A 22021-nucleotide genomic window follows, 5' to 3' on the forward strand; every position below is an offset into this window, starting at 1 on the left:
CATTATAGGGAGTTTCCTGCGGCCCGCAACCCTTAAATTGCAGAAAAATGACTGACCGCTGCATTCCACAGCAAAACCCCGCCTTATACCCATTTACACACAGAGTTATCCACAATCGTAAGAAAAATAGTGGTCAGCCTCCCTGAAAGAAGTGAAAGCAGATAAGGAAATCTCTATATAAAAAGAGACTCGCTCTACGTTATATATAGAAGAAAAGCCCAGGCAGCCCATGCCCCATCATCCCTACCACCTTTGAATTACGCATCCCATCAGGCGATAATACCCATACAAACCGTGATTCCAGGACCGTGATGAGACACTCTCTGCAACGTACTGCTATACGCAAACGCCCGATGAAGCTCGGCACTACCGTGATCCTCATGGTCAGTGCGGTACTCTTCTCCGTGCTGCTTGTCGTTCATCTGATTTATTTCTCGCAAATCAGCAACATGACGCGCGATGCATTAGCGGGTAAAGCGCTTGCGGTCGCACGAACGCTGGCAAACTCCCCGGAGATCCGCCAGGGGCTAATGAAAAAGCCCGAGGAAAGCGGTATTCAGGCGATTGCCCAGGCGGTGAATAAGAGCAACGATTTTTTGTTCATCGTCGTCACCGATATGCAAAGCATTCGTTACTCCCATCCCGAAGCGCAGCGAATCGGTCAGCCGTTTAAAGGCGATGACATTTTGCTGGCCCTGCAAGGGAAAGAGAATGTCGCCATTAATCGCGGATTTCTGGCGCAAGCCCTACGCGTATTTACCCCTATTTATAACGAGCATCACCGGCAGATAGGCGTCGTGTCGATCGGCCTTGAGCTAAGCAGGGTGACTGAGCAGATCAATAACAGCCGTGGCAGCATCTTTTGGTCCATCTTATTTGGCGTGCTGGTTGGGCTGCTCGGCACATGGGTATTTGTCAAAGTCCTCAAGCGTATTCTGTTTGGTCTGGAGCCTTATGAAATCTCCAATCTGTTCGAACAACGCCAGGCGATGCTGCACTCTATAAAGGAAGGCGTCATTGCCGTTGACGAGTGCGGTGAAGTGACGCTGATAAACCAGGCGGCACAAGAATTGCTGGATTACCACAAATCGCAAGACGATGCCCAGCTCTCCACGCTCAGCCACGCATGGTCAAAAGTGGTCGATTTTTCACAGGTACTGCATGACGGAACGCCGCGTCGCGATGAAGAGATCATGGTGAAGGATCGGCTACTCTTAATTAATACGGTTCCGGTACTCAGCAACGGTAAAATCATCGGGGCCATTTCAACATTCAGAGATAAGACTGAAGTCCGAAAACTAATGCAACGACTGGACGGCATGGTCAACTATGCCGACGCACTTCGTGAACGATCCCACGAATTCATGAATAAATTGCACGTGATTCTGGGATTATTGCATCTGAAAAGTTATAAGCAGCTTGAAAATTACATCCTGAAGACCGCCAACAGTTATCAGGAAGAGATTGGCTCACTGTTAGGAAAAATAAAATCCCCGGTGATCGCAGGATTTTTACTCAGTAAGATTAATCGCACATCTGATTTAGGCCATAGCCTGGTGATCAGCAATGAAAGTCAGTTACCGGAAAACAGCAACGAAGATCAGGTGGCTGTGCTGATTACCGTTCTGGGGAATTTGATTGAAAACGCCCTGGAGGCGCTAGGTCAAGAACCTGGTGGCGAGATCAGCGTATCCTTGCATTATCGACACGGCTGGTTGCATTGCGAAGTGAATGACGATGGTCCGGGGATTGCTCCCGAACACATTGAGCACATCTTTGAGAAAGGCGTTTCGTCAAAAGGAACCGAACGGGGCGTTGGTTTAGCGCTTGTTAAACAACAGGTTGAAAACGTTGGCGGCAATATTTCCGTCGAGTCTGAACCTGGGATCTTCACCCAATTTTTTGTACAGTTACCGTGGAATGGTGAGAGGGCCAGCAGATGATCAATGTCTTAATTGTCGATGACGATGCAATGGTAGCGGAATTAAACCGCCGTTATGTCGCGCAACTCTCCGGTTTTCATTGCTGCGGCACAGCCTCCACGCTGGAGAAAGCAAAAGAGATAATCTTTCATAGCGGAAATCATATCGATTTGATTTTGCTTGATATTTATATGCAAAAAGAAAACGGTCTGGATCTGTTGCCTGTATTACACAGCGAAGGTTGCAAGTGTGATGTCATTGTCATCTCTTCCGCCGCTGACGCGACCACCATCAAAGACTCTCTCCACTATGGTGTCGTTGACTACCTGATCAAACCGTTCCAGGCGTCCCGTTTTGAAGAGGCGCTGACCGGCTGGCTACAGAAGAAAACCGAGATGGAAAAGCATCAGTACTATGAACAGTCTGAGCTTGACCAGTTGATTCACGGCAGCTCCTCCAATGAACAGGAAGCGCGGCGCTTACCTAAAGGATTAACGCCACAAACGTTACGCACGCTGTGCCAGTGGATTGATGAGCATCAGGATCAGGAATTCTCCACCGATGAACTGGCCAACGAGGTCAATATCTCGCGCGTTTCTTGCCGTAAATATCTTATCTGGCTCGTCAATTGTCACATCCTATTTACCAGCATCCATTATGGCGTAACCGGTAGACCGGTTTATCGTTACCGCGTTCAGGCTGAACATTACTCATTACTAAAACAATATTGCCAATAAAAACAATTTGGGATTATTTGTTATTTGAAAGTAACAATTATTAAAATAATGAAAAATCCCTTCTTTTCTGAATCATGCTGCAGAATTATAAATTTGCGTTAGATCAAATATATTTGTATCCAGCATGTTAAATGTATTATTTTAATATTGATTAACGTCACACTGTTTTTAATTTCAAAATCGCTAACAAAAGTTAATTAAGTATTATCTAGCTCGCAGAGTGTGTATTTTTACCCATAAAGGATTAGTCTGAAATTAACCAGACATACAAAATCTAGACTGGTAGCAATGGAGACCATGCTACGTACCATGGACACCGTACATTTTTGTGAGCAAATAAAAGTATCCGCACGCCAACCTCATCACATTATGAAATGGCGTGAGCGTGATCACACAAATAACCTACTCACCCATTCTGTCGGTGGTTCACGTAATAGCGGAAAACGCAAAACAGATAAATTACAGCGTCAACCGCAGCTCTCCATGTCCAGCTCTGCCTCCCATCGCCTGAGGATTCTCTCCTCTGATCAAAGCCACAGAAAAAAGCTAAATATCGCCATAACGTTAAAAAAACATTCTAGCAAGACATTTGAACATTAATCGCAAATACGGACATATCGAATACTGACCATTTTTTGATGCCTATTCCGGCAAAAAAGAATGTGGCACAGATCCATTTTTCAAAAAATTGACTGGTTTTTTCGCGAGGGTAAATAAAATGTTATTTAGTATACAACTTCTTATAATATTAATATGTTTGTTTTATGGTGCCAGAAAGGGCGGTATCGCGCTGGGTTTATTAGGCGGTATCGGCCTGGTCATTCTGGTTTTCGTTTTCCATCTCCAGCCGGGTAAACCACCTGTAGATGTAATGCTGGTTATTATTGCCGTGGTGGCCGCATCGGCAACCTTGCAAGCCTCCGGCGGCCTTGACGTTATGCTGCAAATCGCTGAAAAGCTGCTGCGCCGTAACCCAAAATACGTTTCCATCGTCGCCCCCTTCGTTACCTGCACCCTGACGATTCTCTGCGGTACAGGCCACGTGGTCTACACCATCCTGCCAATCATTTATGACGTTGCTATTAAGAACAATATTCGCCCGGAACGTCCGATGGCGGCGAGTTCTATCGGTGCGCAGATGGGGATTATCGCCAGCCCGGTGTCCGTGGCCGTTGTATCACTGGTCGCAATGCTGGGTAACGTAACGTTTGAAGGCAAGCATCTTGAATTCCTCGACCTGCTCAGCATCACTATCCCGTCTACCCTGTTGGGTATACTGGCGATCGGTATCTTCAGTTGGTTCCGCGGTAAAGATCTGGATAAAGATGAAGAGTTCCAGAAGTTTATTTCCGTCCCTGAAAACCACAACTACGTTTATGGTGATACCGCCACACTGTTAGACAAAAAGCTGCCGAAAAGCAATTGGCTGGCCATGTGGATCTTCCTTGCCGCTATCGCCGTTGTTGCCGTGCTCGGCGCGTTCTCTGAGCTGCGCCCTACCTTCAGCGGCAAACCGCTGTCAATGGTACTGGTTATCCAGATGTTCATGCTGCTGACCGGTGCGCTGATTATTATCCTGACGAAGACCAATCCCGCTTCAATATCTAAAAACGAAGTCTTCCGTTCCGGTATGATCGCGATTGTGGCGGTGTACGGTATTGCCTGGATGGCCGAAACAATGTTCGGCGCGCACATGACGGAAATCGAAGGTGTGCTGGGCAATATGGTGAAAGAGTATCCGTGGGCCTATGCAATTGTTCTGCTGTTGGTTTCCAAATTTGTAAACTCCCAGGCTGCGGCGCTGGCGGCGATTGTTCCGGTCGCACTGGCAATTGGGGTTGATCCAGCGTACATCGTTGCTTCCGCTCCGGCATGTTACGGTTACTACATTCTGCCGACTTACCCGAGCGATCTGGCGGCTATTCAGTTTGACCGTTCCGGCACCACCCACATTGGCCGTTTCGTTATTAACCACAGCTTCATTCTACCTGGGTTGATCGGCGTGAGCGTATCCTGTGTCTTTGGTTGGATCTTCGCTGCAATGTACGGTTTCCTGTAATTACAGTGCGCGTGCCGTCCGCTTTGGAACGGCACGCCACCGTCAAGACACAGAGAATTTTAAAATTCCTGAGAAAAATGAAAAGGCTGGAAGCAAATGTCAAAAGTTGAATTCACTTATCAGGCGGCTTTCCCACTGGGGGAAGACAAAACTGAGTACTACCTGCTGACCTCCGATCACGTCAGCGTCGGCGAGTTTGAAGGCGAAACAATCCTGAAAGTAGCCCCTGAAGCACTTACGCTACTGGCCCAACAAGCCTTCCACGATGCCTCCTTCATGCTCCGCCCTGAACACCAACAGCAAGTCGCCTCGATTCTCCATGATCCCGAAGCCAGCGAAAACGATAAATACGTAGCGCTGCAGTTCCTGAGAAACTCCGAAATCGCGGCTAAAGGCGTATTGCCAACCTGCCAGGACACCGGTACGGCAATTATCATGGGTAAAAAAGGTCAGCGCGTCTGGACCGGTGGCGGCGACGAAGCGGCACTCTCCAAGGGCGTATTTAATACCTATATTGAAGATAACCTGCGCTACTCGCAAAACGCGGCGCTGGATATGTACAAAGAAGTGAATACCGGCACCAACCTGCCCGCACAAATCGACCTGTACAGCGTAGACGGTGACGAATACAAATTCCTGTGCGTGGCCAAAGGCGGCGGTTCAGCGAACAAAACCTATCTGTATCAGGAAACCAAAGCGCTGCTAACGCCCGGCAAACTGAAAAACTTCCTGGTTGAGAAAATGCGCACGCTGGGTACCGCAGCATGCCCGCCGTACCACATTGCATTCGTCATTGGCGGCACGTCAGCGGAAAGCACCCTGAAAACGGTGAAGCTGGCCAGCACACACTACTATGACGCACTGCCGACTGAAGGTAATGCGCACGGCCAGGCGTTCCGCGATCTGCAACTGGAACAGGAACTACTGGAAGAAGCGCAGAAACTCGGCCTCGGCGCCCAGTTTGGCGGGAAATACTTCGCGCACGATATCCGCGTGATCCGCCTGCCTCGCCACGGCGCATCCTGCCCGGTTGGTATGGGTGTGTCTTGCTCCGCAGACCGTAACATCAAGGCCAAGATTAACCGCGAAGGGATCTGGATCGAAAAACTGGAACATAACCCAGCCCAGTACATTCCGGAGTCGCTGCGCCAGGCAGGCGAAGGTGAAGTGGTTAAAGTTGACCTTAACCGCCCAATGAAAGAGATCCTCGCTCAGCTCTCTCAGTATCCGGTTTCTACCCGTCTGTCGCTGAGCGGCACCATCATTGTCGGTCGCGATATTGCCCACGCGAAGCTAAAAGAACGTATTGAGTCCGGTGAAGGTCTGCCGCAGTACGTGAAAGATCACCCTATCTACTACGCGGGCCCGGCCAAAACACCTGCGGGTTATCCGTCCGGCTCTTTAGGGCCAACCACTGCGGGTCGTATGGACTCCTATGTTGACCTGCTACAGTCTCACGGCGGCAGCATGATCATGCTGGCAAAAGGTAACCGTAGCCAGCAGGTGACAGACGCCTGCCATAAACACGGCGGCTTCTATTTAGGCAGCATTGGTGGCCCGGCAGCGGTACTTGCGCAGCAGAGTATTAAACATCTGGAATGCGTGGAATACCCGGAGCTGGGTATGGAAGCTATCTGGAAAATCGAAGTCGAAGATTTCCCGGCTTTCATTCTGGTCGATGACAAAGGCAACGATTTCTTCCAGCAAATCGTCAGCAAACAATGCGCTAACTGCGCGAAGTAACCCATTCGGCCCGGCACTGGACTGACAACAGATTTTTGGCGTCAGTCCAGTGATCCCCCCGGGCCAACTTTATCCCCCCATTTACTGGCGTTGAATTTTTGCCGCTCACAGGGAATAGTAACCTTTTCCATTACTTGTGAATTCGCCATGCTCCGCACACTGAACTCCACAATCTTGCACTCTGGCGCGCTGCTCCTGGCGCTAATACTTATCTACACCGGTATCTCAGCCACAGAGAAAATCACCTGGCTGATGGAAGTTACGCCGGTCATTATTGTCGTTCCACTGTTGCTGGCGACCGTGAAGCGCTACCCGCTGACGCCATTGCTCTACACGCTCATTTTCTTACACGCCATCATTCTGATGGTCGGCGGTATGTATACCTACGCTAAAGTCCCTGTCGGTTTTCAGGTTCAGGAGTGGCTGGATCTCAGTCGTAACCCCTATGACAAGCTGGGTCACTTCTTCCAGGGTCTGGTGCCCGCCCTGACGGCAAGAGAGATTTTAGTGCGCGGTAATATTGTTCGTGGCCGCAAAATGCTGGCATTTTTGGTCTGCTGCGTGGCGCTGGCGATTAGCGCGATGTATGAGCTGATCGAATGGTGGGCAGCGCTGGCGATGGGTCAGGGAGCAGATGATTTTCTCGGGACGCAGGGCGACCCGTGGGATACCCAGTCGGATATGTTCTGCGCCCTGCTCGGTGCGCTCACCACGGTGCTCGTGCTGGCGGGCTGGCACAACAGACAGTTAAAAACTGCCGGATAGCGCTGACGCTTATCCGGCAATCAGCCCTACCCATTGCGAGACTTGATAACCAGAATCGGCAAGGCGAACAGGAGTGTCAGAAAGTTCGCCATGCTGACAGCAGTATCTTCAATCAATAATCCATAAATCAGCCACAACACCAGCCCACACACAAACATTACATACATTAAACCGGAGATACCCTGCGTGTTGCGGGTGGTAATGACCTTAATCGCTTGCGGTAAGAATGAGAGCGTCGTCAGGCTAGCCGCCAAATACCCAATCCACGAATACCATTCCATAGCTACGCCTTCACATCACCTGGGGTGACTACCGCAATAGCCGGGATATCCGGTTGCTCATGCTGCTGCGGCACCTTACGGTACTTATCCAACAAATGAATCTGGACCCTGCGCAGCGTGTCGCCGTTCAGTCGGTAAAAGCGGAAGTAAAGGACTAAGGTCACCACAAAAAAGAGTGCTGGTAGCGCGATCATAATGAATTGCATACCAACAATGGTTTCTGCAGACTGCGCGACATTCGGCGCGTAATTAATCACCCCAAGTATCACTGCGATAAAGAAAGCGGCAAACGCAGACCCTCCTTTTACCACCATCGTCTGCACTGAATAAGCGATACTTTCACAACGTACATTCAGTTTGTATTCGCCGTAATCAACGGTATCCGCCACCATAATGACCTGCAACACCCAGAAAAGCGCTGAACCAATATTCAGTAAAATACCAGCAATAACAATAAGTAAGATGTTATGGAAACCGGCTAACGCCATCACCAGCAGCACGATACAGCTGAGCACCGGCAGCACGGATGCCCCAGCCCACAGGATCCGTCGTGACAACGCTTTTACCAATCGAGGAAAGAAAATCAGCGTCAGCAGGTTTGCCGCTCCTGCGTAAGACATGTAGTACGGGAAGAGGCTTGCATCGCCAATCACATAAGTAAAATAGTAAATGGCAAAGCCAGCAATGATATTGGCGGCAATATTGTAAGCCAGCGCCATGCCTAGCAGGCAGGATAACTGGTCGTTTTTATAGATGAGCCCAACGATCGCTTTCAGCCCAAGACGACTGCTGTCCGCCGTTGCCTCGCTATCTGACGAATAAACCTCATGCACATTACGCAGCGTAACAACGGTAGAAACGATAAAGAATGCAATCAGCACCAGCGTAAACATCTGGAAACCAAAGCCGCGATCGGCCCCGCCAACATAGCTCACAAAGGGCAGCGTTACCCCCGCGGTGACAAACCCAGCCAGGCTTGCGAAGAAACGAGGGAACGGCACCAGTTGTTCACGCTCGCGTTTATCCAGCGTAATAGTTGGCACCAGCGACCAGAATGGAATATCCATGATGGTGTAGGTCATTCCCCATAATATATACGTCACGCAGACAAATACGACTTGCGCAGTGCCCTCAAACAAATGTGCGCTAAAAAGCAAAAACAGCACCAATGAGTTCGCCAGCGTACCGAGTAAGATCCAGGGTTTAAATTTTCCCCACCGCGACCGGGTGGCGTTCACAATCCAGCCCATGATGGGATCGTTTACCGCATCCCAGACCCTTGCCGCCAGGAACAACGTTCCGACCAGCCCCACCGATAATCCCACCACGTCGGTGTAGTAATACATCAGGTACATGTACACAATACCGATGGCGAAATCCTTACCAAACGCTCCAAATCCGTAACTGAGTTTTGTTTTCAGAGAGATGCTCATAGGGTATCGGGTCGCCGTTACCAGCGCCCGCCTTCTGTTAGAGGAAACGTCAGAGGTTAAACGCCGGATGCTCTGCCCGGCGTAATGGTGTGTTAACGGTGTAACCAGGCCGGCAACCAGTCGCCATGAGACGCGATCAGGTCGTCCACCAGCGCATAAATCTCCTCAATCCCCAATACCGCAGCGGTATGCGGATCCATCATCGCCGCGTGATAAACGCGATCGCGATTTTCCGTCAGAATGGCTTCCGTTAGCAGGGTCTGAACATTGATATTGGTTTGCATCATGGCCGCCAAATGTGACGGGAGAGTACCCACCTTCGTTGGCTGGATACCATTCGCATCGACCAGGCAAGCCACCTCCACGCAACAGCCTTGCGGCAGGTTATCAATCAGATGGTCATTGCGAACGTTACCATACACCACGCTCGGTTCACCGGTCCAGATAGCGTTCATGATAGTGCTGGCATATTCACGTGACGGTTTAATCTCGATCCGCGCCGCCGTTTTGTACTCTTCCAGCTCTTTGTTCCAGTTCGCCAGCTGTTCCACACAGCGTTTTGGATACTCATCCAGTGGAACCTTATAGCGCTCAATCAGATCCTCACGCCCTGGTTTGATAAACCACGGCGTATATTCCGCGAAATGCTCCGACGACTCAGTGACGAAATAGCCCAGCTTTTTGAACATTTCATAGCGCACAATGTTCTGACAACGGGTATTACCGTGAAGATTCGGTTTCGGCGCCTGACCAGATTCATAGGCCGCCAGCAGCTCCGGATAGAGATTCACATAAGCACCGTCAGCCGTTTTACGCTCAAGTTCCAGATAAAACGCCATATGGTTGATCCCGGCGCAGCGATAGCGCAAAGAGGCCGGGTCGATGTTCAAATCGCGGGCCAGCTCCTCCGCTGTCCCTTGCACCGAGTGACACAATCCAACCTGCTTAATATGCGGATAGCGCGCATACATTGCCCAGGTGTTCATCGCCATCGGGTTAACGTAGTTAAGCATAGTGGCCTGCGGGCAGACTTCGGTCATATCCTCACAAATCTGCCATAAATGCGGGATAGTGCGCAGCGCGCGCATAATGCCGCCTGGCCCCAACGTATCGGCAATCGTCTGCTCCAGACCATGACGTTTACACACCGCAAAATCGGTAACGGTACAAGGTTCATAGCCACCAATCTGGAAAGCGACCACCACAAAATCAGCATCCTGCAATGCCGCTTTTTGATCGGTATAGCAGGTGATACGCCCGGACGCGCCCGCTGAGTCCATCAACTTACGCACCACAATGTGTGACTCTTCCAGCCGAGTAGGATTGACGTCCATCAAGGCGATATGCGCAGATTTCAGCGCATCGCGATGAAAGACGTCCCCGAGGATATTTTTGACGAAAATCGTGGAACCGGCGCCGATAAAGGTAATTTTGGGTGCAGACATCATGACTCTCCAGAACATTAGTGAACACAGTCATGGTGGCACAGCGCATTGATGAAAACTTCCGACTTCCCTGGCGAGCATTCCCATAAACTCAGATCGCCTCTTTGCCCCATACTGGATCTGAGTTTATGGGACAAAATTGCACAAAAAGCAGAGTATGCGGCCCCAAAATCTCACTATGCTCAATGATATCGGTCCGATTTGTGTCCTGATTCTCAGCCTTAATGCGCAGCAAATGACATGATTCTGATAATTCAGGAAATGGAGCAACCATGAGTACATTACCGACATCGCCTCTTCCCCCCGATCCGCACATGTGCAGCAGCGATGAAGAGCAAACCCGCAGCCCATTGTCGCTGTACTCAGAATATCAACGGATGGATATTGAGCTGCGCTCACCGCATGCTATGCCTGCCAGCCACTGGCATGGGCAGGTGGAGATTAATGTGCCGTTTGATGGCGACGTTGAGTACCTTATCAACAACGAAGTGGTGCAGATAAAACAGGGGCACATTACGCTTTTCTGGGCCTGTACGCCGCATCAGCTCACGCGTCCGGGCAACTGCCAAAGCATGGCTATCTTCAATTTACCGATGCACCTTTTCCTTTCCTGGCCGCTGGATCGCGAACTGATCAACCACGTTACCCATGGCATGGTCATCAAATCGCTGGCATCGCAGCAGCTAAGCACCTTTGAAGTTCAGCGCTGGCAACAGGAGCTGAGCAACCCGAACGAGCAAATTCGCCAGCTCGCCATTGATGAAATTGGTCTGATGCTCAAGCGGTTTAGCCTTTCCGGCTGGCAGCCAATCCTGGTCAATAAAACTTCACGGACGCACAAAAACAGCGTTTCGCGGCACGCCCAGTTTTACGTAAGCCAGATGCTGAGTTTTATTGCCGATAACTACGATCAGGTGCTCACTATCAACGACGTCGCGGAACACGTGAAGCTCAACGCTAACTACGCGATGGGGATTTTCCAGCGCGTGATGCAACTCACCATGAAGCAGTACATCACCGCAATGCGGATCAATCACGTCCGCGCATTGCTTAGCGATACCGATAAAACCATTCTTGACGTCGCGTTGACCGCCGGATTCCGGTCCAGCAGCCGTTTTTATGACACCTTCAGCAAGTTTGTCGGCATGTCGCCGCAGCAGTACCGCAAACTGAGCCAGCAGCGCCGGCAAACAATGGCTGGCTGAGCAGCCAGAAACCACCGGCGTTACCCCAGCCTACGATCCCTATCGTTCGCCGATATCAGTATCAGCCAAAAAAATATTCCCCCTGTCGATAAACAGCGGTGAAAAATCGCCAATAAGCAAACATAACTATTTGTTTAAAAACAAATTAAACACAAATCAGACTATTTATCACCCGCTTTACAGCCCATTTTGTCAGGATAATACTTGCCTGCGTCACATTCATACGGTGTGTCTGCAATCCATAAATTGCAACCTTTCCACAACCGGGTAAAAGATGATGAAAGTATTAATTGTTGAAAGTGAGTTTCTGCATCAGGACACCTGGGTCGGTAGCGCTGTCGAACGTCTGGCTGACGCATTAAGCCGCCAAAATGTTACCGTCATTAAGTCCACCTCATTCGACGATGGTTACGCAATCCTCGCCGCTAATGAAGCCATTGATTGCCTGATGTTTAGCTATCAAATGGAACAACAAGACGAGCACCTGAACGTCAGGCAATTGATCGGCAAGCTCCACGAGCGCCAGCAAAACGTTCCCGTTTTCCTGCTGGGCGATCGCGAAAAAGCCACCGCATCGCTGGATCGCGACCTGCTGGAGCTTGTCGATGAATTCGCCTGGATTATGGAAGATACCGCAGACTTTATCGCCGGACGTGCCGTTGCGGCGATGACCCGTTACCGCCAGCAGCTTCTGCCGCCACTGTTCAGCGCGCTGATGAAGTACGGCGACATCCATGAATACTCCTGGGCGGCGCCTGGTCACCAGGGCGGTGTCGGATTTACCAAAACGCCGGCGGGTCGTTTTTACCATGATTACTACGGTGAAAACTTATTCCGTAGCGACATGGGTATTGAACGCGCATCGCTCGGCTCACTGCTGGATCATACCGGCGCATTTGGCGAGAGCGAAAAATATGCCGCCCGCGTGTTTGGCGCTGACCGCTCCTGGTCTGTAGTGGTTGGGACATCCGGCTCTAACCGCACCATCATGCAGGCTTGTATGACCGACAACGACGTCGTGGTGCTGGATCGTAACTGCCACAAATCTATCGAGCAGGGGTTGATCCTCACCGGCGCAAAACCGGTGTACATGGTGCCAAGCCGCAACCGGTACGGCATTATCGGCCCTATCTACCCGCAAGAAATGCAACCTGAAACATTGCAGAAAAAAATCAGCGAAAGCCCGCTGACCAAAGGCAAGGCCGGGCAAAAACCGTCTTACAGCGTTGTGACCAACTGTACTTATGACGGTGTTTGCTACAACGCCAAAGAGGCCCAGGACCTGCTCGCGCAAACCAGCGATCGCATCCACTTCGATGAGGCCTGGTACGGCTATGCCCGCTTTAACCCAATTTATACCGATCACTACGCTATGCGTGGCGCGCCGGGCGATCATAACGGCCCTACCGTTTTTGCGACCCACTCGACCCACAAACTGTTGAATGCGCTCTCTCAGGCGTCTTACATTCACGTCCGTGAAGGTCGTGGGGCCGTGAACTTCTCCCGCTTTAACCAGGCGTACATGATGCACGCCACCACCTCTCCGCTGTATGCCATCTGCGCATCAAACGACGTGGCGGTCTCCATGATGGACGGCAACAGCGGTCTGTCGCTCACCCAGGAAGTGATCGACGAAGCGGTCGATTTCCGTCAGGCCATGGCGCGTTTGTACAAAGAATTTTCCGCCGAAGGCGACTGGTTCTTCAAACCGTGGAACAAAGAAGTGGTGACTGACCCGCAAACTGGCAAAACCTATGACTTTGCCGATGCGCCAACCCAGCTCCTGACCACTGACCAGAACTGCTGGGTGATGCGTCCGGGTGAATCCTGGCACGGGTTTAAAGACCTGCCGGATAACTGGAGCATGCTGGACCCAATCAAAGTCAGTATTCTGGCGCCGGGGATGGGCGATGATGGCGAACTGGAAGAGAGCGGCGTACCGGCAGCGCTGGTCACCGCCTGGCTTGGCCGCCACGGTATCGTGCCGACCCGTACCACCGATTTCCAGATTATGTTCCTGTTCTCAATGGGGATTACCCGTGGGAAATGGGGCACGCTGATCAATACCCTGTGCTCATTCAAACACCATTACGATGCCAATACACCGCTGGCGCAGGTGATGCCAGAACTGGTTGAGGAACATCCTGACACATACGCCAACATGGGCATTCACGATCTGGGCGACACCATGTTTGCCTGGCTGAAAGAGAACAACCCTGGCAGCCGACTCAACGCGGCCTACTCCGGCCTGCCCGTTGCTGAAATCACCCCGCGTGAAGCCTATAACGCGATAGTCAGCGATAACGTTGAGATGGTGGCCATTGAAAATCTGCCGGGTCGTATAGCTGCGAATTCCGTAATTCCTTACCCACCGGGAATTCCAATGCTGCTGTCCGGGGAAAACTTTGGCGACGCCAATAGCCCGCAGATTAGTTATCTACGTTCGTTGCAGTCCTGGGACCACCACTTCCCTGGATTTGAACATGAAACCGAAGGAACAGAAATTATTGACGGTGTATATCACGTCATGTGCGTGAAAGCATAATGTCATTTTATAGATAGTCCGATTTTTAAGGTAGACATGTCATGCTTGAGTAATTCCTGAGTATTGCTGCAAAACAATAACATTGTCATACCTTTTTGCGCGGGACCACCCCGCGCTTTTTTTATACGCAAATATCACGTTTCCACTTGCGTAAAAAAAAGTGTACATAAGAAAAATCCCACCAAACATTGTAATTAATTTCAGACACGTTATTTTAATGCGGTCCTGGATTCATCATACAATTTCAATTTAGCCGATATGGTTCATCTGATGGTGAGCTACGGTGTTTTATGTTCATATTCCTGGAGTTTGGGTATGAGGGTTTGCAGCAGAGCAGCTTGTGTTGTTGTATTAACGGAGAAGGATGTTTGGTTAAGGATTAACGGTAAAGAAGCCATCAGCTTAAAAGCTAATCATATGGCGCTGGTAGCATGCGATAATAATATTATCGATTTCTCATCACTTAATAACGCACTGGTCGTACATATCAGCCGTGATATCATTAAAGACTATCTACGTTTTTTAAATAAAGACCTTTCACAGATCCCACTCTGGCAACGCAGTGCCAACCCAGTGATGACCGCCGTCTGTCTGACGCCGGATGTCTTCCGGGTGGCTGCCCAATATAGCGTAATGGACACAATGGACGAAGGTGAAAGTGTGCGCACGCGCTCGCTACTGTTCACGGTGTTATCACGCTTTCTCGGCAGCAAAAAGTTTATTTCTCTGCTCATGCATATACTACGCAGTCGTATCAGCGACAGCGTTTATCACATTATTGAGAGCGATATACATAAAGACTGGAATTTAAGCATGGTTGCCAGTTGCTTATGCCTGAGCCCCAGTTTGTTAAAGAAAAAGCTCAAAAGTGAAAATACAAGTTACAGCCAAATAATTACCACGTGTCGCATGCGTTATGCCGTCAATCAATTATTGATGGATGGCAAAAACATTTCCCAGGTCTCTCAACTGTGCGGATATAACAGTACCTCGTACTTTATTTCCGTATTCAAAGAGTTCTATGGGATGACGCCTCTGCATTATGTCAGTCAACATAGGGAGCCATCCGCTGCCTGATTTTTAATCAGTTAGCGATAAGCCATAATAATATCAGCATTAGCGATACCCCCAGTCCGCCATCATAAAATAGTCTTCTGAAGAGGTATGATAAGACGTCATTTATCCTTATCAGGAGTTACTAAATATGTCGACGGATGCTGATGCTCACAAAGTGGGCTTAATCCCCGTCACCCTTATGGTGTCGGGGAATATTATGGGTTCCGGTGTATTCCTGCTACCCGCAAACCTTGCGTCAACTGGCGGGATTGCAATCTACGGATGGTTGGTCACTATTATCGGTGCTTTGGCGCTGTCGATGGTGTACGCGAAAATGTCGTCCTTAGACTCCAGTCCCGGTGGTTCTTACGCTTATGCCCGCCGCTGTTTCGGTCCTTTTTTGGGCTACCAGACCAACGTCCTGTACTGGCTGGCTTGCTGGATTGGTAACATCGCCATGGTGGTTATTGGCGTCGGTTACCTGAGCTACTTCTTCCCCATCTTAAAAGATCCGCTGGTCCTGACGCTGACCTGCGTCGTGGTACTGTGGATCTTCGTATTGCTGAACATTGTCGGACCAAAAATGATCACCCGTGTACAGGCCGTCGCAACGGTACTGGCGCTGGTGCCAATTGTCGGTATTGCCGTCTTCGGCTGGTTCTGGTTCCGGGGTGAAACCTATATGGCGGCATGGAACGTCAGCGGTATGAACACCTTCGGTGCGATTCAAAGCACTCTGAACGTAACCTTGTGGTCATTTATCGGCGTGGAAAGCGCCTCCGTCGCGGCAGGTGTGGTTAAAAATCCCAAACGTAACGTGCCTATCGCCACCATGGGCGGCGTGCTGATTGCCGCCGTTTGCTATGTGCTCTCCACCACGGCGATTATGGGTATGATCCCTAACGCGGCGCTGCGTGTTTCAGCCTCCCCGTTCGGTGATGCCGCACGCATGGCGCTGGGTGACACCGCTGGGGCGATTGTCTCCTTCTGTGCCGCGGCCGGGTGCCTTGGTTCCTTGGGCGGCTGGACGCTGCTTGCCGGGCAAACCGCCAAAGCGGCAGCCGATGACGGCTTGTTCCCACCGATTTTTGCCCGTGTTAACAAAGCCGGTACGCCGGTAGCCGGGTTAATTATCGTCGGCGTTCTGATGACCATCTTCCAGTTCAGCAGCATGTCGCCAAACGCTGCGAAAGAGTTTGGTCTGGTCTCTTCGGTCTCCGTTATCTTCACGCTGGTGCCGTATCTGTACACCTGCGCCGCGCTGCTGCTGCTCGGCCATGGTCACTTTGGTAAAGCGCGTCCGATGTACTTACTGGTGACCTTTATCGCTTTTGTTTACTGCATTTGGGCGGTTGTCGGTTCCGGTGCCAAAGAGGTGATGTGGTCATTCGTCACACTGATGATCATCACCGCGCTGTATGCACTGAACTACAATCGGATCCATAAAAACCCATATCCATTGGATGCTCCGGTAAACAATAGCTAACGCAAACAGTCGTCGTTGCCCGATGGCGTAAGTTCATCGGGCCAACGCCGCCCCCCGCGATTCCTGAAATCAACATTAAGAACTTAAGGTTGGCTTAATTTTACTTTGAGAGGATTTGTACCACTTAGTCGATGGAACCCCCTTAATGTTTAAGCACCTGTTTAAAAGACCCACTCTCGGGCTAATCAGCTGGCTTCTCCTGATCTCATTTTATCTTGCGACTTTCCTGAACATTGCGTTCTATAAACAAGTGCTGCAAGAACTGCCCCTGGATTCTGTGCGTAACGTGCTGGTGTTTTTGTCGATGCCGGTCGTCGCTTTCAGCGTCATGAACATTGTGCTGACGCTGGCCTCATTCCTGTGGCTTAATCGCCTGGTGGCCTGCGTTTTCATTCTGGTTGGCGCATCGGCCCAATATTTCATCATGACCTACGGCATCATCATTGACCGCACGATGATCGCCAATATGATGGACACCACACCCGCCGAAACCTTTGCTTTGCTGACGCCGCAAATGCTCATCACGCTCGGAGTAAGCGGCATTCTCGCCGCGCTCATTGCCTGCTGGGTAAGAATCAAACCGATCGCCCCGGCCATGCGCAGCGTACTGTTCCGTGGCGCGAATATTCTGATTTCCGCGCTGCTGATCGTGCTGGTCGCCGCGTTCTTCTACAAAGATTACGCCTCACTGTTTCGCAACAATAAAGAACTGGTGAAATCCCTCAGCCCATCCAACAGCATTGTGGCGACCTCTTCCTGGTATTCACACCAGCGGCTGGCCCACCTGCCGCTGGTACGCATTGGTGAAGACGCCCATCGCAATCCGTTGATGGTGAAAGAAAAGCGTAAGAACCTAACGATTGTGGTTCTCGGCGAGACCTCACGCGGCGATAACTTCTCGCTGTCAGGCTATTCGCGCCAGACCAACCCGTTGCTGGAAAAAGATGATGTGGTCTATTTCCCCCGCACCACATCCTGCGGAACGGCAACGGCAGTATCTGTCCCCTGCATGTTCTCGGGTATGCCACGCGCGCACTACGATGAAGAACTGGCGCAGCATCAGGAAGGCGTGCTCGACATTATTCAGCGGGCGGGAATTAACGTTCTGTGGAACGATAACGACGGCGGCTGCAAAGGGGCATGCGACCGGGTACCGCACCAGAATATGACTAAGCTGAACCTGCCAGGGCAGTGTATTGACGGGGAATGCTACGATGACGTGCTGTTCCACGGGATGGAAGAGTACATTAATAACCTGCAAGGCGACGGCGTGATTGTGCTGCACACCATCGGCAGCCACGGTCCGACCTATTACAACCGCTATCCTGCGCAGTTCAAGAAATTTACGCCAACCTGTGACACCAACGAAATCCAGACTTGTTCACAGCAACAGTTGGTCAATACCTATGACAACACCATTCTTTACGTCGACTATATTGTTGATAAAGCAATCAATATACTGAAAGAGCATCAGGATAATTTCACCACCAGCCTGGTCTACCTTTCCGATCACGGTGAATCCTTAGGGGAAAATGGCATCTATTTACACGGCCTGCCGTATTCGATTGCGCCAGATACGCAAAAACATGTGCCGATGCTGCTGTGGCTCTCAGAAGATTATCAGCAACGCTATCAAGTCTCTCAGACATGTTTGCAAAAACGGGCAGGCTCAGAGGACTTCTCACAGGATAATTTCTTCTCAACCCTGCTGGGATTAACAGGCGTGCAAACACAGAAATATCAGGCGGCAGATGATATTCTGCAACCCTGCCGGGGAGGCTAAATGAATGAAAATTCTGATTGTTGAAGACGATACGTTGTTATTACAGGGACTGATACTCGCCGCGCAAACAGAAGGCTATGCCTGCGACGGCGTATCAACGGCCCGTGCAGCGGAGCAGTGTCTGGAGACCGGCCATTACAGTCTGGTGGTTCTGGACCTGGGCTTACCGGATGAAGACGGCCTGCACTTCCTGAACCGCATCAGACAGAAAAAATACACCGTGCCGGTGCTTATCCTCACCGCCCGCGATACGGTGAAAGACCGGGTCAGCGGGCTGGACGTTGGCGCCGATGACTATCTGGTCAAACCGTTCGCACTGGAAGAACTGCATGCCCGCATCCGGGCGCTGCTGCGTCGTCATAACAATCAGGGTGAAAGCGAACTCATTGTCAGTAACCTGACGCTGAATATCGGTCGTCGCCAGGTGTGGATGGATGGACAAGAAGTTATCTTAACGCCGAAAGAATACGCACTCCTGTCGCGCCTGATGCTTAAAGCGGGCAGCCCGGTACACCGGGAGATCCTGTATAACGACATCTACAGCTGGGATAACGAACCGTCGACCAATACGCTGGAAGTGCACATTCACAACCTGCGGGACAAAGTGGGTAAATCACGTATCCGCACAGTCAGGGGATTTGGCTATATGCTGGTTGCCACTGAGGAAAGCTAAGTGAAGCTACTGCAATATCTAAAAAAACCGCTCCCGCTGCGTCATCGCCTGATGCTGACCATCGGTCTTATTCTGCTGGTCTTCCAGTTGATTAGCACCTTCTGGTTGTGGCACGAAAGCACCGAACAAATACAGCTATTTGAGCAGGCGTTACGCGAAAATCGTAACAACGATCGCCACATCCTGCATGAAATCCGCGAGGCCATCGCCAGCCTGATCGTCCCCGGTATCTTTATGGTCAGCCTGACGCTGCTGATTTGCTACCAGGCAGTACGACGTATTACTCGCCCGCTGGCGGATCTGCAAAAAGAGTTAGAAACGCGGGCAGCCGATAACCTGACTCCAATTGAAGTTCACAGTTCAACCATTGAGATCCAGGCGGTCGTCTCAGCACTCAACGAGCTGGTGACGCGGCTGACGAGCACCATTGAAAACGAACGCTTATTTACCGCCGATGTCGCCCACGAACTGCGCACCCCACTGTCAGGCGTTCGCCTGCATCTGGAATTACTGTCCAAAACCCATAAGGTCGACGTTTCACCGTTAATTGCCCGCCTTGACCAAATGATGGACAGCGTGTCGCAACTGCTGCAACTCGCCCGCGTTGGACAGTCGTTCTCGGCCGGGAGCTACCAGCACGTCAAACTGCTGGAGGACGTGATTTTGCCCTCCTACGATGAACTCAGCACCATGCTGGACCAGCGTCAGCAGACGCTGCTCCTACCGCAAAGCACGGCGGACGTTGTCGTACGTGGCGATGCGACGCTATTACGAATGCTGCTGCGAAATCTGGTGGAGAACGCGCATCGTTACAGCCCGGAAGGCACCCATATTACGATTAGCCTGAATACAGAGCATGATGCCGTTATCGCCGTCGAAGATGAAGGCCCTGGCATTGATGAGAGTAAATGCGGGGAGCTGAGTAAAGCGTTTGTGCGTATGGACAGCCGTTTTGGCGGGATTGGGCTGGGGCTGAGCATTGTCAGTCGTATCACCCAGTTACATCACGGGCATTTCTATTTGCAAAATCGTCAGGGAACCACCGGCACTCGCGCTTGGGTGGAATTAGCGAAAGGTCAGTAAGAACTCACCCAAACGTACAAAAAGCTGCTGACGATCAGCACGCTGCACACGGTGGTCAAACTTTCATAAATGCGGTTTTTCATGACACTCTCCTCCGATACTCTGGAGGAGAGTTTGCCTGACACAGATTAAGCCAACCTTAAGTGGATATGATAAATCACATGATTACTCATCAATCCGCGGATGCTGCTGCACCAGGCGCGTACGCTTAAGCTGCAGCTCAGCAATTTCCTGATCGATATCTTCGATTTTATGCTCAATATTATCGTAGTGCTCGCCGAGGAGCTCTTTCGCTTCATGAATATCCGAAGCGGCAGGCGTAGCCCCCTTCAGCGGCTGATTAGCCGTCTCTTTCATGGTCACGCCGGTAATTAAACCTATCACCGCAATCACCATCAGATAATAAGCAGGCATCATCAGATTCTGCGAGCTTTCCACCAGCCATGCGGCCAACGTCGGTGTCAGACCAGCGACCAATACCGAGATATTAAACGCTGCGGCCAGGGCACTGTAGCGAATATGCGTCGGGAACATCGCTGGTAACGTTGACGCCATCACCCCGGTAAAGCAGTTGAGGATCACCGCCAGCATCAGCAACCCGGCGAAAATCAGGCCGATGACGTTACTGTTAATCAGAATAAATGCCGGAATAGCCAGCACAAACAGCGCAATACTGCCCATAATCACAAACGGACGGCGTCCGAAGCGGTCGCTGAGCAGACCCATCACCGGCTGCACAAACAGCATACCAATCATGATGGCGATAATAATCAGCACGCCGTGGTCTTCAGAGTAATGCAGGTTATGCGACAGGTAGCTCGGCATATAGGTGAGCAGCATGTAGTAGGTGACGTTGGTGGCAATCACCAGACCAATACATGCCAGCAGGCTGCGCCAGTGCCTGGTCGCAATCTCTTTAAACGACACCTTCGGACCGTCCTGCAGTCCCTGACGATCGCCCTGCTCCAGTTTATCCACGTGCTGCTGGAACGCCGGAGTCTCTTCCAGTGCATGACGCAGGTACAGGCCAATAAGCCCTAGCGGTAGCGCCAGGAAGAACGGAATACGCCAGCCCCACTCAAGGAAGTTTTCTTCGCCGACGATAGTTGAGATCAGGACTACCACGCCCGCACCCAGCACAAACCCGGCAATCGAGCCGAAGTCCAGCCAGCTGCCCATAAATCCGCGCTTACGGTCTGGCGAGTACTCTGCGACAAAAATCGACGCCCCGGTATACTCTCCGCCGACCGAGAACCCCTGCGCCATTTTACACAGCAACAGCAGAATCGGCGCCCAGATACCAATCGAGGCATACGAGGGAATGAGACCGATACAGAAGGTACTTATCGACATAATCACAATGGTGATAGCGAGGATCTTCTGACGACCGTATTTATCGCCAAGCATACCGAAGAACAATCCGCCAAGCGGTCGAATCAGAAAGGGAACAGAGAAGGTGGCAAGTGCAGCAACCATCTGTACGCTGGGGTCAGCCCCCGGGAAGAACACTTTACCTAATGCGTAAGCAACAAACCCATAAACACCAAAATCAAACCACTCCATCGCATTACCTAACGACGCCGCAGTAATGGCTTTTCGCAGTTTACCGTCATCAATGATGGTAACGTCGCGCAGCGTAATTGGTTTTATTTTTTTCCTTTTTAGCATACTCGTCCTCATAGACTTAGCCCTGTCACGCTACAGATCGAGTCCCTCAACGCCCCTGCGTCAAGGTCATCACCGAGCGGGGAATGCACAGACGCATTCCCTGTAACAAGCGTAGCAGGTTTACTTACACTGACGAG

At 51.0% G+C, this 22021-nt stretch carries 18 protein-coding genes; 13 read left to right on the forward strand and 5 right to left on the reverse strand.

The window, feature by feature from the left end:
- Positions 1-311: 311 nt before the first annotated feature.
- From OGV52_RS07185 to OGV52_RS07210, 6 genes are all read left to right on the forward strand, one after another.
- Positions 312-1943: a sensor histidine kinase gene (locus tag OGV52_RS07185; protein ID WP_049282257.1), complete on the forward strand. Its 1632-nt coding sequence runs from the start codon at positions 312-314 to the stop codon at positions 1941-1943.
- Positions 1940-2659, forward strand: coding sequence for a two-component system response regulator DcuR (gene dcuR, locus OGV52_RS07190; protein ID WP_016155419.1), 720 nt, complete (start codon positions 1940-1942; stop codon positions 2657-2659). The genes OGV52_RS07185 and dcuR overlap by 4 nt, the downstream gene beginning before the upstream one ends.
- Positions 2660-2956: 297 nt before the next feature.
- The gene (locus OGV52_RS07195; RefSeq protein ID WP_131341598.1) at positions 2957-3259 is read left to right on the forward strand and encodes a hypothetical protein; all 303 of its coding nucleotides are present in this window, start codon (positions 2957-2959) and stop codon (positions 3257-3259) included.
- Between the two features lie 118 nt (positions 3260-3377).
- A complete protein-coding gene (gene dcuB, locus OGV52_RS07200; protein ID WP_003031873.1) occupies positions 3378-4718 on the forward strand; it encodes an anaerobic C4-dicarboxylate transporter DcuB in 1341 nt (446 codons plus the stop codon).
- Between the two features lie 96 nt (positions 4719-4814).
- Positions 4815-6461 carry a class I fumarate hydratase FumA gene (fumA, locus tag OGV52_RS07205; protein WP_016155418.1) on the forward strand — a complete coding sequence of 549 codons (1647 nt, stop codon included), beginning with the start codon at positions 4815-4817 and terminating at the stop codon, positions 6459-6461.
- A 147-nt stretch (positions 6462-6608) separates the two neighbouring features.
- Positions 6609-7226: a DUF2238 domain-containing protein gene (locus OGV52_RS07210; protein ID WP_019077832.1), complete on the forward strand. Its 618-nt coding sequence runs from the start codon at positions 6609-6611 to the stop codon at positions 7224-7226.
- Between the two features lie 26 nt (positions 7227-7252).
- Here OGV52_RS07210 and OGV52_RS07215 read toward each other — a convergent pair whose 3' ends face one another.
- The 3 genes from OGV52_RS07215 to melA form a co-directional block, all read right to left on the reverse strand.
- A complete protein-coding gene (locus tag OGV52_RS07215; RefSeq protein WP_131380509.1) occupies positions 7253-7507 on the reverse strand; it encodes a SemiSWEET transporter in 255 nt (84 codons plus the stop codon).
- A 2-nt stretch (positions 7508-7509) separates the two neighbouring features.
- The gene (melB, locus tag OGV52_RS07220) at positions 7510-8940 is read right to left on the reverse strand and encodes a melibiose:sodium transporter MelB (RefSeq protein WP_287108281.1); all 1431 of its coding nucleotides are present in this window, start codon (positions 8938-8940) and stop codon (positions 7510-7512) included.
- A gap of 92 nt (positions 8941-9032) precedes the next feature.
- A complete protein-coding gene (gene melA / locus OGV52_RS07225) occupies positions 9033-10388 on the reverse strand; it encodes an alpha-galactosidase (RefSeq protein WP_049259806.1) in 1356 nt (451 codons plus the stop codon).
- Positions 10389-10657: 269 nt separating this feature from the next.
- Here melA and melR point away from each other — a divergent pair, with 269 nt between their 5' ends.
- The 7 genes from melR to pmrB all read left to right on the forward strand — a co-directional run bounded on the left by melR (position 10658) and on the right by pmrB (position 20216).
- Positions 10658-11590, forward strand: coding sequence for a transcriptional regulator MelR (gene melR, locus OGV52_RS07230; RefSeq protein WP_141876121.1), 933 nt, complete (start codon positions 10658-10660; stop codon positions 11588-11590).
- A 277-nt stretch (positions 11591-11867) separates the two neighbouring features.
- A complete protein-coding gene (gene adiA / locus OGV52_RS07235; protein WP_141876126.1) occupies positions 11868-14135 on the forward strand; it encodes an arginine decarboxylase in 2268 nt (755 codons plus the stop codon).
- A gap of 315 nt (positions 14136-14450) precedes the next feature.
- On the forward strand, positions 14451-15212 hold the full coding sequence (locus OGV52_RS07240; RefSeq protein WP_016155411.1) for an AraC family transcriptional regulator: 762 nt from the start codon (positions 14451-14453) through the stop codon (positions 15210-15212).
- Positions 15213-15339: 127 nt separating this feature from the next.
- Positions 15340-16677, forward strand: coding sequence for an arginine/agmatine antiporter (gene adiC / locus OGV52_RS07245; protein ID WP_204552590.1), 1338 nt, complete (start codon positions 15340-15342; stop codon positions 16675-16677).
- A 145-nt stretch (positions 16678-16822) separates the two neighbouring features.
- Positions 16823-18460 carry a phosphoethanolamine transferase EptA gene (eptA, locus tag OGV52_RS07250; RefSeq protein WP_287108284.1) on the forward strand — a complete coding sequence of 546 codons (1638 nt, stop codon included), beginning with the start codon at positions 16823-16825 and terminating at the stop codon, positions 18458-18460.
- A 4-nt stretch (positions 18461-18464) separates the two neighbouring features.
- The gene (gene pmrA / locus OGV52_RS07255) at positions 18465-19133 is read left to right on the forward strand and encodes a two-component system response regulator PmrA (protein ID WP_016155408.1); all 669 of its coding nucleotides are present in this window, start codon (positions 18465-18467) and stop codon (positions 19131-19133) included.
- Positions 19134-20216, forward strand: coding sequence for a two-component system sensor histidine kinase PmrB (pmrB, locus tag OGV52_RS07260; RefSeq protein ID WP_204552586.1), 1083 nt, complete (start codon positions 19134-19136; stop codon positions 20214-20216).
- Here pmrB and pmrR read toward each other — a convergent pair.
- Both pmrR and proP read right to left on the reverse strand, forming a co-directional pair.
- Positions 20210-20299 (reverse strand): LpxT activity modulator PmrR, encoded by a 90-nt coding sequence (gene pmrR / locus OGV52_RS07265; protein WP_016155406.1) that lies wholly within the window; start codon positions 20297-20299, stop codon positions 20210-20212. The two genes, pmrB and pmrR, sit on opposite strands and share 7 nt — an antisense overlap.
- Before the next feature lie 82 nt (positions 20300-20381).
- Positions 20382-21884, reverse strand: coding sequence for a glycine betaine/L-proline transporter ProP (gene proP, locus OGV52_RS07270; RefSeq protein ID WP_016155405.1), 1503 nt, complete (start codon positions 21882-21884; stop codon positions 20382-20384).
- Between the last annotated feature and the right edge of the window lie 137 nt (positions 21885-22021).

It is taken from the genome of Citrobacter sp. Cb041 (genome assembly GCF_030336655.1).
Lineage (GTDB): Bacteria > Pseudomonadota > Gammaproteobacteria > Enterobacterales > Enterobacteriaceae > Citrobacter > Citrobacter braakii.

Coding starts and splice junctions, on each gene's coding strand:
- OGV52_RS07185 (WP_049282257.1), top strand. CDS start 312: ATGAGACACTCTCTGCAACGTACTGCTATACGCAAACGCCCGATGAAG.
- dcuR (WP_016155419.1), top strand. CDS start 1,940: ATGATCAATGTCTTAATTGTCGATGACGATGCAATGGTAGCGGAATTA.
- OGV52_RS07195 (WP_131341598.1), top strand. CDS start 2,957: ATGCTACGTACCATGGACACCGTACATTTTTGTGAGCAAATAAAAGTA.
- dcuB (WP_003031873.1), top strand. CDS start 3,378: ATGTTATTTAGTATACAACTTCTTATAATATTAATATGTTTGTTTTAT.
- fumA (WP_016155418.1), top strand. CDS start 4,815: ATGTCAAAAGTTGAATTCACTTATCAGGCGGCTTTCCCACTGGGGGAA.
- OGV52_RS07210 (WP_019077832.1), top strand. CDS start 6,609: ATGCTCCGCACACTGAACTCCACAATCTTGCACTCTGGCGCGCTGCTC.
- OGV52_RS07215 (WP_131380509.1), bottom strand. CDS start 7,507: ATGGAATGGTATTCGTGGATTGGGTATTTGGCGGCTAGCCTGACGACG.
- melB (WP_287108281.1), bottom strand. CDS start 8,940: ATGAGCATCTCTCTGAAAACAAAACTCAGTTACGGATTTGGAGCGTTT.
- melA (WP_049259806.1), bottom strand. CDS start 10,388: ATGATGTCTGCACCCAAAATTACCTTTATCGGCGCCGGTTCCACGATT.
- melR (WP_141876121.1), top strand. CDS start 10,658: ATGAGTACATTACCGACATCGCCTCTTCCCCCCGATCCGCACATGTGC.
- adiA (WP_141876126.1), top strand. CDS start 11,868: ATGAAAGTATTAATTGTTGAAAGTGAGTTTCTGCATCAGGACACCTGG.
- OGV52_RS07240 (WP_016155411.1), top strand. CDS start 14,451: ATGAGGGTTTGCAGCAGAGCAGCTTGTGTTGTTGTATTAACGGAGAAG.
- adiC (WP_204552590.1), top strand. CDS start 15,340: ATGTCGACGGATGCTGATGCTCACAAAGTGGGCTTAATCCCCGTCACC.
- eptA (WP_287108284.1), top strand. CDS start 16,823: ATGTTTAAGCACCTGTTTAAAAGACCCACTCTCGGGCTAATCAGCTGG.
- pmrA (WP_016155408.1), top strand. CDS start 18,465: ATGAAAATTCTGATTGTTGAAGACGATACGTTGTTATTACAGGGACTG.
- pmrR (WP_016155406.1), bottom strand. CDS start 20,299: ATGAAAAACCGCATTTATGAAAGTTTGACCACCGTGTGCAGCGTGCTG.
- proP (WP_016155405.1), bottom strand. CDS start 21,884: ATGCTAAAAAGGAAAAAAATAAAACCAATTACGCTGCGCGACGTTACC.